Raw genomic sequence first — 12,948 nt, forward strand, 5'->3', positions numbered from 1 at the left:
CTACCCACAGTCCGCGCTGCACTCGAACGCGAAACCGCCGAACCTGTCGTGCACAATGACCAGGTGAGCGCAGCCTGATGCTCACCGGACCGCCACCGAAGTTCCACGGAACTCGGGACAACCTCCGCGCACTGCCTGGTGGGCGTTGCCGCAGGCCGGGTTTCATGATGCCACAGATAACAGACCGTTATCCGTGGCTACCCGATCCATCGGGCACTGCTATGCGCTGCGCGGCATGCGGCAAAGGAGTTGCGTTTGGTGAACTAACCCCTCACCAGCGCCGCGTTCAGCTTCAGGCCCAGTGCTTGTCCCGCCGGGGTGCCGGCCAGCGTACGCGCGATGGATTCAACATCGTCGTGTGGACCCTGGATGTAGAACGGAGATCCCTTGTACCCAAACTGAATTGGGCAGCGTCCCGACCACGCCCCGAGATGGTCGGCCGCGGCCGCGAAGTCGGGATGGGGTTCGAACCCGAACTCACGCGCGAACTTGACAGCGCCGAACACCAGGTGTTGCGCCAGCTCCAGTGGTGCGTGCACAGGGAGTTCGTCGTAGCCAGCGAACACTGTGTAGCGAAGCTTGGGTAGGCGGTTGTTGGATACCGTTTCCGGACCAATCACGTTTTTGACGCCAAGACAGAACGTGTCGACCAGGTACACGCACACGAGGCTTCGGGATCGCTGGTCTGGGCGCACTACCATCACCGTGGCCAGCCCGCCCGTGCCGTCTGAGGCGCTGGGATTGACCGACCAGTCCGGGTGTGGCTCGAATGTGAGATCTTCGTGCCATCCCGGGTTTACCCAGCACTCGACGACATCGGGCCTGCGTTGCAGTTCCGTGTTCTGCGCGGCGATCAATCGGACCAGCGGCGCGACCTTGGCTGGCGGCACTCGCAACGCCCGCGCGATCTCTTTGGGCGAGGCGCCCCGCGCCCGTAGCTGACGGACTTGTTGCAGCAACACCTCATCGCACACAACCCCAATCGTGCCTCAATCGAGGGCCATACAGCTGCTAGCAGGCCGACAACACGCCGGGATGCCTGCCATGGGGATGGGACCACCGGATTGCCACCTGCCAATTGGGACGACCTGCCCATAGCGCTCAGAAGTAGAGTGTCGGGTACGGGGTCACGCACCGCCGAGGGTGAGGCGGCTGCTCATGTTCAGTTTGACCTCGCCGTAAGGCAGTACGTGTGACCAAAACAATGGCGTGAGACCGCGCTCGTCCTCGACGGTGAGTACGCCGTCCCAGTCCGGGTCGGCGAGGACGTCCTGGATCATGAGTACGTTGATGTAGACGATCGCAGCCTGGCAGATCCTCAGGCACAGTACGCTCATCTCCTGTTCGTCGCGCCGGTTGGACGCTAGCTCTGAACTCTTGCCGTAGAAGATGATCGAGTTGCAGCGGTTCCACGACTCGATCACGTTGAGCCCGTCGTTGATCTCGCGTTGCAGCCCGCGCGACCGAAGGTAGCGGGCCAAAAACACCGTCTTCTGCGCTCGGCCGAGTTCGATCATGGCCTGGTAGGTCGGATGGGCGGCGTTGGCCTTCATGAACCGCCGCAAGATCGCTTCCGTCGACGCGGTGCCAGTGCGGATCGCGGTGGCGTACTTGAGCATCTGGTCGTACTGCTCGGCGATCTTGGTCCAATTGATCGGACGGGTCAGCGCCGGTTTCAGCTGCGGCCACAGGTCCGGCTCCCCGGCGGCCGGCCGGTACATCTTCACCTTGTTGATGCGCTTGATCCGCGGCAGCAGATCGAACCCGAGCAATTTCGTGACACCAAACCCGATCTCCGATTGGCCATGAGTATCAACATAATTGGCTTCTACCGCCATTTCGGTGCCGTGGTGGATGGCGCCATCGACCATCGCGTGCACCTCGGAGGCGGAGCAGTTGAGCAGCTGGGAGTGGATGACCACCGACCCCTTCTCCACGCTCCAGTAGATGAGCACACCGCGGCGGCGGTAGCGGGAGTGGTACTCAGTGAAGATGTTTTGATCGAACGCGCTGAAATGCGTCGAATCCGACGCGATGGCCGTCGAAGACTCACCCCAGATCGTCGTGCGGCGGGCGGCGAAGGTCGCGTTGGCGATCTCGATCGCGATCCGCCGTGCCGCCTCGGTGTTCAGGTAGCGGCGCCGCGCATACCGGATGTCGTCCTCGCTATGCCCGTGCGCACCGCCGGCCACGGTCCTCACGCCAGTGTTGGTGCCGTTGCCATAAATCGCTAAAAGGAGCCGTTCAGCCAGCACGTTCTCCGGCAGGGTGCCGCGGTCGGCAACCGAGGTCAGCGCGCGCAGGCAGCCGGTGCGTAGCACCGTCTCCTTGAGGATGTCGATCAGCGGCACCACACCCCAACGGGTCTGGATATGGCTTTTCAGCCTGCGCAGGTTGCGGGGCTCGGCGACCGGCGGCAACGGTGTCAGCTTGATCGGACCCTGGCGGCGTTCGGCGATCTCTAGCCAGCTGCACTCGGGCAGCTCGGCGTGCAAGACGTCCAGTTCGGTACGCATCTCCTCACGCAACGCGTCGATGAACTCGGTCGGATCCAAAGGTTTGCGCAGCGCCCCATAGTGTTCGATGCGGCGTTCCTCGAAGTCAAGCGGTAGATCCTGCGCCGGGTTGCGCCACTTGTCGGCACCCACCACCCAGATCTCCTTGCACCGCAACTGATCCCGCAGGGCCTGGAAGGTGCAGATCTCATACACCATCCGCACCACGCGCCGCCGCCCACGCTGATCGGTTTGATACACCAGCTCCGCCCAGTCGCCGGACAATCCGCGATGCACGGGGATCGGTTCGTCGAGCGGGTAATAGCGTAGGTTCGCGCCGGCATAAGTGCCGATCAGCTCAAGCGCGTCCAGCACTGGCCGGTGCATGGTGTTGTTGCTGCGGAACTCCAGCACCGATAGCAGCTTGATCAGCCCGGCCCGGTAATGATTGGTGTAGGACGACTTCAATGTCGCCTTCACCGTGCGTTGATACGTCGACCCTGACGATTTGAACTCCGTCACCAGATCCCGCAGCACCGCCTGCGGTGCCACCGGATACACCGTGTCGCGGACCAGTTTGTCTCCGGCGTCCACCGTGGCCTCGGCGATGCGGAACAGCAGATTCTCCTTGCCGGTGACCCGCTTGAACTCCTTGATCAGCTCGTTCGTAACCCGCACCTCAGCGCGGGCATTGATCCGATGCACCGTCGAGCACAGCAGCTCGACCAGGGTATCGGTGATCTCCCGGCACCGGCAGTGCAACAGGGCCGCCAGCAGCGTCAGCGTGGTCTCGGCCGGGTGGCTGCGCAGATGGCTCGGCGACTCGACCGCCGCCCGGCCGCGCCAGGCGTTCACGATCTTCGGCGCCACATCGGCGAACACGTCGACCGGCACGCCGATCACTCGCACGGCCTCCAACTTGGCGATCTCGGTCAGCATCGTGTTCAGGCTGACGTTGCCCGCGTCCGCGCGAATTGACCAGAATCGTCGGACCGTCTTCGTCGTCGTGGCCGCCGCCGACCACCTCGGCAACCAGGGCCAGCAGTTGATCCGTGACAGGCCGATCCAGCCGGGCGGTCACCCGTGCGAACAGCAGCTCCTCGGCACGGTGCAACGCCGATCGGACGATCCGGTCCGTGCGCCCGGCCGTCGGCGGCTCGATTCGCTCCGCCCGGCACCGGGCCAGCGCATGCTCGCGTACCCGATCCCCGGACCGTTCGACCTGCATGACGTTCTCGACCAGCCACGCCGTCACCACGTCGGCGTCGGCCACCGAGCATTCGCGAAAGCCCAGCGCCTCGCGAATCTGGGCGCGGTGCGCCTTGCTCGTGCGGCCGGCAAAGTCATAGAACGCGATCTCGGTCCGCTCGATCCCGACCTGCCGGGCCACGTACTCGACCACGTTGTCCGGGATCTCACTGCGCCCGCGTGGAAACCGGCCGCGCTCACTATAGAAGCGCAGCATCACCGCGAACCCGAGCTTCGCCGCGCCGCGCTTGGTCGCGACCAAACCCAATTCCTCACCGACCAGCGTCCACCGATCAATCAGCTCATCCTGATCAAGCTCCCTCATCACGTGCGCAAGCTACACCCGCACCACCCGGCGACGGCCGGTTTTACGACAGCTTCATGTACCTGGTGACACGCTTTTTACCGGCACCCCAACTCGGACGACAAGAACACGAGCCGTCACTTTGGGAATGCGCTAGAGCCCGCGGAGTTGTTGCCGCGCAACACTCGGGAGGCGCGACTGATCCCCCGGGGTACTCCCGGTGAAATGGTTGAGCTCATCGATTGGGACGAGTTCGTGAAATACTTGGACGAGCTGCGCGCCGCCCGGCTGGTCGTAGGATCCCACGACTAGTGTCACATTCTGACCAATCGTGTCGTGTGTCTTTCATAGATGACACGGGCGTGAGATTTTGTGGCCGCTTGGCCCCGCAGAAGATGTCGATGTCCTCGGGCAGGCCCTTGAGTCGGTGAGTGCCAAGGTGTTCGAAGGTGAGGCCCGGGCCTGCCGGCAGATCGCGAACGGTGCGACTTGCCAGGATCTGGCCGGGTCCTCGAGATGAGTAGTGACTGATCCGACTGCGGCGAACACACCGCCGGTGACGCGGAAGAAGACGCCTTGGTTGTAGGCGAAATCGTTGATGTCCGCGGCGGTGCCGCTGTCAACGTTGCGGTCGTGTCCCCCATATTCATGCGCTGCAGAAGGACTCCCACGACCTCAGCAGTGTCGCGTCCGTACTCACGGGTTTCCCATTCGCCTTGGTCGACTCGACGCACAAGCGCTGCCAATAGCAGATGCAGGTGGTGGACATCATCGTTAGAGTCTCCGAAAGCAACCGGTGTGACGGCTATTGACGGCTCGTCCATGTTCACCTGCCTGAACTCGGTCGATCATGGGGGCTTGTGATAGGACGCCAGCTCCGCGCATGCCGACGCTTCGTTATGGCGTATTGGTCATCAATACCGGGCAGATCGCACCGGCGTCGCGGGTGATTGGCTGCTCGGATATTGAAGTCTTTGATCCTACGAATACCCGAGTCCTCAGCCCGCCTGCGATCCGGGGAGTCAATCCCGAGCATCTACCGGTGATCGGCTTAGGGCGGGTCGCGTGCCGAGGTCTCGCGTGGTATTGCGAAACTGCGAACGAACTTTCTGATCGTCGAGAAATTGCGCCGTCACGACCGCACGGCCGGCAAGTTCGCCAGAGACTGGGACGGATCGCGTCAACGGCAGGTGGTTGAGCACTGGCCCCGATGCGAAGCCGGTGCACCACCGAGATCGTCGCTGCTCACGATCACCAGGAACGCCAGCAGCGCCGCCTTGCCGACCACGACTAGAACGTCCCATCCCGAGATGTCCATCGCGTGAGTACGTGGTCCAAGACGAGTAGTGCACTACCTACGACACCGCACGTGAAAGGCGCGATACTGCACGAGTGACGCCGCCGTCAACTGCGCGTAAGCCTCGCGGGCACGGCCCACGCAACTCCTGGCGTGGCGCGGCAGGCGCGCTGGCGTCGGGATGTGCGATCTTATTGGCGACGCTTACCGGCGGCCCTGCACTCGCCGATCCGACTCCATCCTCGTCTTCGCCTCCGTCTTCAGTGCGCACACCTAAGCCGTCTTCAGTGAGCACACCTAAGCCGTCTTCGGTGAGCACACCTAAGCCATCTTCAGTGAGCATACCTAAGCCATCGGTGAGCACCAGTAAGTCCTCAGCTGGCATTGTGGAGACAGGCGGGCACCTCGCGCTCACGCCCAACCAAGGTGGTCCCGGAACGTCATTCGAGGCGACCGCAACGGGCTTCGGGCTGTGCGGCTCCGTGTCGTTCCAGTGGGACGGCGTTGAACTCAAGTCCGTGGACGTCGAGACGGACGGTCCGGTGGTCGCCACCCTACAAGTGCCGGCCGGCGCCGATGCCCGTACGCACGACGTGGTCGCATCGTGCGGCCACGAGCACGCCCAGAGCACGTTCGCTGTCGTCGTGCCCGAGACACGGCCCACCCTCACGCTTGCGCCGGAGAAGGGCGATCCGGAAACACACATCACGGCCACGATTACGGACTTCTGGGCATGCAGCGACGGCAACAATATACGGGCAGCGTGGGTACCGGCGATATCGCTGCAGTGGGACGGCACACCGCTGACACCCTCCAACCCCAGCACCGTAAACGGCGATAAAGATGTGAAGCTGGAGTTCCCGGTGCCGGCTGGCGCTTCGGCCGGTGAACACCGGGTGACCGTACCCTGCGGGAACGCGCGCCTGCTCGCGACGTTCACGGTCACCGCACCCGAAAACCCCGCTCTTGCACTGACGCCCGCCCAGGGCGGCCCAGGAAAGCAAGCCACGGCCACACCGACGGGATTCGGGGCGTGCCGTGCGATGTCGTTCCAGTGGGACGGCCAGCCACTGCCGACGTCCCCCGTCGGCAGCGACAGCCTCGTGGTCAACTTCGCGGTACCGAAAGACGCCTCGGCCGGCGATCACAAAGTGACCGCCACATGCGGAAACACTTCAGCCCCCGCCACATTCACGGTCGTCCCGGCCCCGAAACCCACCCTGACTCTGGACACCGGTCACGGATTGGGTGGCTCACACCTGACGGCTTCTGGCACCGGGTTCGCGTGCGGGGACGGCAACGTCCAGCTGCTCTGGGACGGTGACATACGGCTGGCGGACGCTTCGTCCGGCATGTTCAGTGCGGTGCCACTCACGATTCCATCGCCTGCGTCCACCGGCGGGCACATGGTGGTGGCGTCCTGCGAACACCATCCCGACATCGCCGACAGTCAGCGCTTCACGGTAACGAGCGTGACGACCTCGGTCACCACCGGGCCTGCGGCGCTGACGCTCGAGCCCACCAGCGGGCACCCCGGAGACCAGTTGCGGGCCACCGGCGATGGATTCGCCTGCGCGAACCACTCTGGGCCGGTGAATCTGTCCTGGGACGACGGCACACTGCTGCCCGGCGCATCCCTGGACCCGTCAGGCCATTTCGAGGCCTGGGTGTCTGTGCCGGCCAAGACCGACGCGCGGCGCCTCACGCTGCGCGCCACCTGCTCGGACGGGGTCGTGTTGGCCGCCGACTTCACCGTCCTGGCCAGTCCGGCGCCACCACCTCCGCCGCCGCCCCCTCCGCCACCGAAGATTCCGTGGTTGCTGATCGTGCTGATCGTCGCCGGCGCCATTCTCTCCGCTGTGGAATACGCCCGCCGCCGCAGGCACAAACGGCCCGAAACGCCCCCGCACGTCCAGGCCGTACCACGTCTCGACGGCTCCCCGGTCGTCACCCTGCGCGAAACGCCTGAGCGCGGCGAGGCGACGCACGCCCTCCGATTGGAAGCCCATTCCGGCCTTAGCACTCTAACCGTCAGAGAGGTGGATGGATGACCACACCGCTGAATGAGACCGCGACCCTACGAGACCTCCTCTTCGGCGACGTACCTGGCGCACCGATCGACGCGCTGACCGAGTCGCTGCGCGAACACGGCACGGTCAGGGCGCTCACCCCCGGCGTGCCCGGACTCGCCGCCGTCGAGCGCGAAGTGGCCAACGCGATGGACGGCCTGCTCTCACTGAACCTCGTCGACCTCGCGGCGGCCGGCTGGAAGAAGTATGAGGCGCTCAGACAAGCCGCCAAGCGCACCCGCGATGCCCCGAAGACCGAGGAGGTCGTGGCGATGGCGACACACAAGATCGACTCGACGCACCATCCCGTCGTCGAGTTGTACGTCGACGGCAAGTCGATTAGCACCATCGAGATGACACTGCAAATCACCTTCACCATGGCCGGAGTGCTCGCCGTCGTGAAGCAGGCCCGGCTGACGGCGATCAAATCCGGGAACTGCACAGTGGCTGGATCGCTTACGGTCGCGGGCATCGAGGCGGCCAAGAAGCAGCGCAAGTTCGACCTGCCAGGCGCGGTCCGGCTGCGCCATGGCATCGCGCTGCTAGAAACCGCCGCAGATACCGTGCAATTTGACAAAGCGTCGTAAGTGACGCGGAATCGCCGACCACACACGGGGTCTGGTACTCCGATCGGCTTGGAGGACGCCAAAGAACAAATCGCGGTGTGGCGCACCGAGATTCAAATCGACCAGCTTCTCGCCGAGCACGGCGACGCCGTCACCACCTCCAGCAACGAGAACCACATGGTCTTCCTCGGCCCACCAGGGACGGCCAAAACAACATTCGCCCGTGTGGTCGGCGACGTGCTATTCGGGTTGGGCAAGATCGAGCGCCCCGACGTCAAAGAGGTCACCGAAGAAGACATCGTTGTGGGCTATGTATCGCAGACCGCCGCGAGGATGAAAGACGTGTGCGAGGAAGCACGCGGCAGGGTGCTGTTCATCGACGAGGCCTACCGGCTGGTCCCGAAAACCGAAGGCCACTCTTTCGGCGTCGACGCGATCAACACACTGCTGAAGTACATGGAGGACTACCGCGACGAACTCGTAGTGATCGTTGCCGGCTATCCCGCCGAAATGCGGGACTTCCTCAAAGCCAACCCCGGACTGGCCGGGCGATTCCACTTCACCCTCACCTTCGCCAGCTACACCCCCGATGAAGTCGTCGCCATTGGGCGCCACCTCGCCGGCAAGGAGCGCCTAGTCGTCGACGACGCGGCATGGCACCTGCTGCGCGACGAAGCAACCCAGCTGCGCTCGATCCCGTACGAAAGCGGCACGATGCTCGACGTCGCCGGCAACGGCCGCTACGCACGCAAAGTGACCGTCGCCTGCCGGCGGGAGCGGGCCCGCAGAATCCACCGACTTGCGCCCAGCCCCCAGGACCTCGAACAACTCGTCCGCACAGACCCATCCGTTCTCAACGTCAGCGTCGAGGACATACGGCGCGCGCTCGCCGAATCACGTCCGGCCGCGGGAACGTAAATCGGCTTACCAACGGCCTCCAAAACCTTGACTGGGTCAAGTGGTCGCAGGTTCAAACCCTGTCAGCCCGACAAGAGAAGTAGCAGGTAAGATGTTTGCTGGTTTGGTCGGATTGCCTCCGAACGAAGGCAGGGTTAACAGCTAATTCTTTCGTAAGCGTGATGCTGTGTCAGCGGTCCGGACATGTCGGCCCTCGTGGACAACGCGCGTTGCCAGCTTTTGTGCCGTCACACTGCGCTTGGCTCTCAGCGGTGCCCCATTGTCGTAAACCTGTCACACGGCACGGGCGACACGGCGGCTTTGCGCTTTCGATCGTTTTGCTGGAGTTCGTATCGGAAGCGATGTAGCTTTGCAAATACCTTTGCAAAGTTGCAACTGCAGGTTTAGCGGCAAGCCTGGAGGCACGCCCATGACAACGATCTTTTGCGTACTCGTTGCGACCGGAAGTAGTTGTCATCGGGCCCGGTGTCTTGTGGGCCGCACAAGCAAGTAGTCGACTACTCTTGACCGGCTTGACCGGCTGGCTGATGTTTAAGGCCGAGCCAACCACGAAACGCGAAGTTGCACCGTACCGGGGTTATATGCAATGAGGCCCACATGAACGTGCCGACGTCTCCGCCGTTATCACCTGTCGTCGGCTCCGTCCTGCCCACCCCGGTCACCGATACCGGCGCCAAATCAGAGCAGTTGGAAGCCCTGATACCGCCAGCCGCGGCGGGGCGGGGAGTCCTTGACGGTGCATTCGCTGTCCTGGACGCTCTTGCTCACGCCGATCAGGGTCTCGGACTGACCGCGCTGGCCCGCGCGAGCGGGCTAGCTAAAACGTCCGTGCACTGGCTCGCCGAACAACTCGTCACGCTCGGCGCGGTGCAGTGCGTCGAGCACCGCTACTATGTCGGGCCGCGGATGTTGCGCATCGGGCAGCGCTGGCAGCCGGACCCGCTGCTGCGGCGCTTGGCGCAGGCGCCGGTCCATGCCCTTGCCGTGCAATCGCACGCCATGGCGTCGCTGCGGATCCTGCACGAACATCGACTCCGATATATCTGTGCCGCTGTGCCCCACGGCCACGCCTACGTGCCCGACCCCGCCGACCCCGAATCGATCGCCCGCACCGCCACCGGACGCGTCCTCTACGCGACCCAACCCGCCGGTGACATCACGCTTCCTGACTGCTGGACCCAATGCGAATGGCGCCACCTTCGCGAGTCCCTGCGCGATCCGCGCGCGACAGTGATCGACCATCAGGACGCGGTTGCCGGCATGTGTTGCGTATCGGCGCCCGTGTGGTGGCCGCATGGGACCTGCGCTGGCGCAGTCACCGTCACGGTGCACGCAAACGATCTACCCGCCGGCCTACCCGCCCTGGTGTCGTACGCCGCGCACCGCATCGGCGCCGCCCTTCAACTAAAGCCGAAGTAACGCGTTGGTGTTCCTGAGCGCCACGCCTGCGGTTCGCCTAGCCAGACCATGGGTTTGCCATGGGTTTGCTGTCGACACTTGCGCATCGCCGTGCATGTGGTATCGGATTGAGTAATTCTGTCCCGGGCCGCTGATCGACGACCGCCCCGCAGCATCGACCACAGTGCGGGCCCGATAAGTCGATAGGAGCGGCCCGTGCCCACCCCTGTATCGGATAACCCGTCGGTATCTCACTCGTCTGCTACTCCTACTATCAGCGCCCAGGGGCATCTCGTCACCGGCTCCGGATTTCTGCCCGACCACCGCGTCGCCATCCGGATCACCGCCGCCGGAGAGGACATCAGTGACTACCTGACCTCTGTGACGGACGGCGACGGTTCCCTCCATTGCGAGCTGCCCAACGGCGCCACGGGCAAGCTGTACATCGCCGCAACCGACCACCGCCCCGATCCCGAGGGTGCGTGCGGCCGGCTGTGGAGCAACACCTACACCCTCATGGTGGCTGACGCCTAACCGGCCTACGACAATCGCGCCGCTAAGGCTCCTTGGGGGGAAATCGGCGCCTTGCACCACAGTCCTGGTTCGGTCCGCTCACCGGACCCGGTGTTTGGCGCCGCCGCAGGTGTGGGTATCAAATGGGAGAGCGTACTGGGGATAGTTGATCGTCGCGATTCGCGGAATATGTTGGCCGCGACCGGCATGACCAGGAGGCGATCAGAGTCGCATGCCTACCGAGGTGCCCGGTAATCAGTCACCCGCGCGGCCGGTCCGACCGGCCGGTCCGATCATTAGCGCCTACGACGGCCAGGTCTTCATCACGGGCACCGGATTCCTGCCTAATCGCCCGGTCACTGTCCGCATCGCGCACAGCGGCGACGACGTCGTGGACTACCTGACCTATATCAGCGACGCCGACGGCGCCCTGAGCGCACCGTTGCCGGAGACCGCGGTCACCGAAACCGGGCACATCACCGTCACCGACCACCGCCCCGACCCTGGTGGTGACGGGGGCCTGCTGTGGAGTAACACCGTCATCGTTACCTCAGCCGGCACGTGAAATACGGCACGGCCGGGGGCGCGCCCACAGATCGTGAGCGACACTGACAGGGAGTCGTTGACGGGTCGGTCCGCTCAGCGGACCGGATTCTTGCCATCCAAAAACTGTTGGCGTGCAATGGGACTGGCATTCCTTGTCGCTCGCCATTCGTCGATAAAGCCTCGATAAGCCACAGAACGCCACGGTGCTTGTGAATTTGGAGCTTTAGCTTAGGGAAGTGCTCACCATGACGCAGTCGGTTACGACCGTCGGTGGCCCCGCGCCGATGGAGGTGCGAACGGGCCAGCCGACGCCGATGGGTTCGACGCCTGACGCGGGGGGCACGAATTTCGCGGTGTACTCCTCGTCGGCGAGTGAGGGTGCCGTGAGCTTGGCCTGTTCGCCGATGACGGCTCCGAGACCGTGCTGCCGCTGACGGCGCGCACCGGCGACGTGTGGCACGGCTACGTGCCGGGGGTCGGTGCCGGGCAGCACTACGGCTACCGGGTCGACGGGCCGTGGAATCCGGGTGCGGGGTTGTGGGCCAATGAGGCCAAGCTGCTGCTGGACCCGTGGTCGAAGGCCATCGACGGCGGCTATGACGGTGACTCGTCGGCGTGTGCGCACCTGCCCACGGACCGCACCAGACCCGACCCGCGTGACTCGGCGCCGCACACCCCCCGCTCGGTGGTGGTCGATCCGAGCTTCGACTGGGGCGGCGACACACCGCCGGGCATCGCGCTGGGCGACTCGGTCATCTACGAAACCCATGTGCGGGGGTTGACCAAACAGCACCCGCGGGTGCCCGACGCGCTGAAGGGCACCTACGCCGGGCTGGCCAGCACCCGATCATTACGCACCTGACCTCGCTGGGGATCACCGCCGTCGAGTTGATGCCGGTGCACCAGTTCCTGCCCGCCGCCACGCCGGTGCCGGCGGGTCTGACCGACTACTGGGGCTACATGAGCATCGGCTTTTTTGTCCCGCACGGCGCATATAGTTCGTCCGGCACCCGCGGCCAGCAGGTGACCGAGTTCAAATCGATGGTCAAGGCGCTGCACCGCGCCGGCATCGAGGTGATCCTCGACGTGGTCTACAACCACACGGCGGAAGGCAATCCCGACGGCCCCAGTGTGGCGTTCCGTGGGCTGGACAACCCCAGCTATTACTGGCTGAACCCGGCCGACCCCAGCAACTACTACGACTACAGCGGCACCGGCAACACGCTGGATGCCGGCGAACCGGAAGTGCTGCGGTTGATCGTGTCCAGCCTGCGCTACTGGGTGAGCGAAATGCACGTGGACGGCTTCCGGTTCGATCTGGCCGCCGTGCTGGCCCGCCAGGAGGGCAACCTGGAGAAGTTCGCGGCGTTCTTGGACCTGGTCTATGAGGACCCGGTGGTCTCGCAGGTCAAGCTGATCGCCGAACCGTGGGACGCCAACGGCGGCTACGTGCTGGGCCAGTTCCCCCCACCCTGGGCGCAGTGGAACGACCACTACCGCGCCAACGTGCGCGACTTTTGGCGCGCCCGGGCCGGCATCGGTGATTTGGCCACCCGGCTGGCGGGTTCGCACGACGTGTTCGCCGCACCCGACC

11 protein-coding genes and 1 pseudogene are annotated in these 12,948 nt (G+C 64.4%); 8 read left to right on the forward strand and 4 right to left on the reverse strand.

Annotation, left to right across the window (positions count from 1 at the left end):
* Positions 1-263: 263 nt before the first annotated feature.
* The 4 genes and pseudogenes from ACLP9N_RS05405 to ACLP9N_RS05420 all read right to left on the reverse strand — a co-directional run bounded on the left by ACLP9N_RS05405 (position 264) and on the right by ACLP9N_RS05420 (position 5,365).
* Positions 264-974 carry a hypothetical protein gene (locus ACLP9N_RS05405; protein WP_442406419.1) on the reverse strand — a complete coding sequence of 237 codons (711 nt, stop codon included), beginning with the start codon at positions 972-974 and terminating at the stop codon, positions 264-266.
* A gap of 153 nt (positions 975-1,127) precedes the next feature.
* The gene (locus tag ACLP9N_RS05410; RefSeq protein WP_442406420.1) at positions 1,128-3,434 is read right to left on the reverse strand and encodes a Tn3 family transposase; all 2,307 of its coding nucleotides are present in this window, start codon (positions 3,432-3,434) and stop codon (positions 1,128-1,130) included.
* Between the two features lie 238 nt (positions 3,435-3,672).
* A pseudogene (locus ACLP9N_RS05415) lies at positions 3,673-4,068 on the reverse strand (DUF4158 domain-containing protein); the annotation flags it as partial.
* A 1,159-nt stretch (positions 4,069-5,227) separates the two neighbouring features.
* Positions 5,228-5,365 carry a hypothetical protein gene (locus tag ACLP9N_RS05420; protein ID WP_442406421.1) on the reverse strand — a complete coding sequence of 46 codons (138 nt, stop codon included), beginning with the start codon at positions 5,363-5,365 and terminating at the stop codon, positions 5,228-5,230.
* Between the two features lie 365 nt (positions 5,366-5,730).
* Here ACLP9N_RS05420 and ACLP9N_RS05425 point away from each other — a divergent pair, with 365 nt between their 5' ends.
* The 8 genes from ACLP9N_RS05425 to ACLP9N_RS05460 all read left to right on the forward strand — a co-directional run.
* Positions 5,731-7,395: a hypothetical protein gene (locus ACLP9N_RS05425; protein ID WP_442406422.1), complete on the forward strand. Its 1,665-nt coding sequence runs from the start codon at positions 5,731-5,733 to the stop codon at positions 7,393-7,395.
* Entirely contained in the window at positions 7,392-8,000 is a 609-nt protein-coding gene (locus ACLP9N_RS05430) for a hypothetical protein (RefSeq protein ID WP_442406423.1), read from the forward strand. The genes ACLP9N_RS05425 and ACLP9N_RS05430 overlap by 4 nt, the downstream gene beginning before the upstream one ends.
* 48 nt (positions 8,001-8,048) lie before the next feature.
* Entirely contained in the window at positions 8,049-8,897 is an 849-nt protein-coding gene (locus tag ACLP9N_RS05435) for an AAA family ATPase (RefSeq protein WP_442406424.1), read from the forward strand.
* Between the two features lie 597 nt (positions 8,898-9,494).
* Positions 9,495-10,316, forward strand: a complete 822-nt coding sequence (locus ACLP9N_RS05440) for an IclR family transcriptional regulator (RefSeq protein WP_442406425.1) — start codon at positions 9,495-9,497, stop codon at positions 10,314-10,316.
* Between the two features lie 195 nt (positions 10,317-10,511).
* The gene (locus ACLP9N_RS05445; protein WP_442406426.1) at positions 10,512-10,829 is read left to right on the forward strand and encodes a hypothetical protein; all 318 of its coding nucleotides are present in this window, start codon (positions 10,512-10,514) and stop codon (positions 10,827-10,829) included.
* A 211-nt stretch (positions 10,830-11,040) separates the two neighbouring features.
* Entirely contained in the window at positions 11,041-11,373 is a 333-nt protein-coding gene (locus ACLP9N_RS05450; RefSeq protein WP_442406427.1) for a hypothetical protein, read from the forward strand.
* Positions 11,374-11,748: 375 nt separating this feature from the next.
* On the forward strand, positions 11,749-12,216 hold the full coding sequence (locus ACLP9N_RS05455) for a hypothetical protein (RefSeq protein WP_442406429.1): 468 nt from the start codon (positions 11,749-11,751) through the stop codon (positions 12,214-12,216).
* A gap of 29 nt (positions 12,217-12,245) precedes the next feature.
* A partial coding sequence (locus ACLP9N_RS05460) for an alpha-amylase family glycosyl hydrolase (protein WP_442406428.1) occupies positions 12,246-12,948 on the forward strand: 703 nt, incomplete at its 3' end.

The organism is Mycobacterium sp. (genome assembly GCF_052144515.1).
GTDB lineage: Bacteria > Actinomycetota > Actinomycetes > Mycobacteriales > Mycobacteriaceae > Mycobacterium.